General features: G+C 77.0%; 1 protein-coding gene. It reads right to left on the bottom strand.

Going from position 1 to position 803, the window contains the following annotated elements; translation table 11 throughout:
- The coding region (locus HTZ82_RS19795) for a helix-turn-helix domain-containing protein (RefSeq protein ID WP_254711978.1) at positions 1-803 on the bottom strand (803 nt) is incomplete at both ends.

Genomic DNA, 803 nt, shown 5'->3' with positions numbered 1-803 from the left:
CGGCAGTCGCGGCAGCGGCCGGGTGCGGGGGCGCGGAAGGCGCGGTCGCAGTCCTCGCAGGTCTGGAGCGGGGCGGGCCGGTCGGCGGCGGGCTCGTCGGGCAGGGGCGGCGGGATGAGCGCGGCGAGCCGGTGGCCGAGGAAGGCGGCGGGGTGGGCGATCTGCTCGGGTAACCCGGCGGTGAGGGCCTGCCGTACGGCGTCGGGGCGGGCGTCCCGCTCCAGCCAGGCGGCGACGGCGGGGGCGAGCCGCTGGACGTCCGGTTCGGCCAGGAGGAGGCGCGGGTGGTCGCGCCGCAGCCCGGCGAGGAGCGCGGTGGCGGCCTGGAGGCGACCGGGCTCGGGGTCGCGGGGCGCGGGGAGGGCGGCCTTGGGCTTGGGCGCGGGCTTGGGGACCGGCGCGGGGGCGGGGTTGGGCGGCTGGGCCGGGGGCTTCGGGGGCGGAGGCGGAGGCGGAGGCGAGGTGACCTGCCCCTTGGGCTGGTTGTAGAAGACGGTGCGGGTGACGACCTTGCCGTTGTCGAGTCGCTCGCGGCGCCGCTCCAGGTACCCGGCGGCTTCCAGCTCCCGCAGGGCGGCGGCGATCCGCTGCTCGCTCTCGGGGAACCGGGCGGCGAGGAAGCGAATCCCGATCCGGGCCCCGTCGGGCAGCGACTGGATGTGCAGGGCGAGCCCCATCGCGAGAAGGCTCAACTGCCGGTGCTGGGCGAGGTGGTTGCCGACGACGGTGAAGCGGCTGGTGTGCCGGGTGTTGACGTGAAGAACACCGAAACGGGGTGAAGATCCGGGAACGGGGTCGGCGGC

Source organism: Streptomyces sp. TRM64462, from assembly GCF_013362995.1.
In the GTDB taxonomy this organism is placed as follows: Bacteria; Actinomycetota; Actinomycetes; order Streptomycetales; family Streptomycetaceae; genus Streptomyces.
The sequence above is the reverse complement of the archived record's forward strand: the minus strand, read 5'-3'. Positions and strand labels throughout refer to the sequence as shown.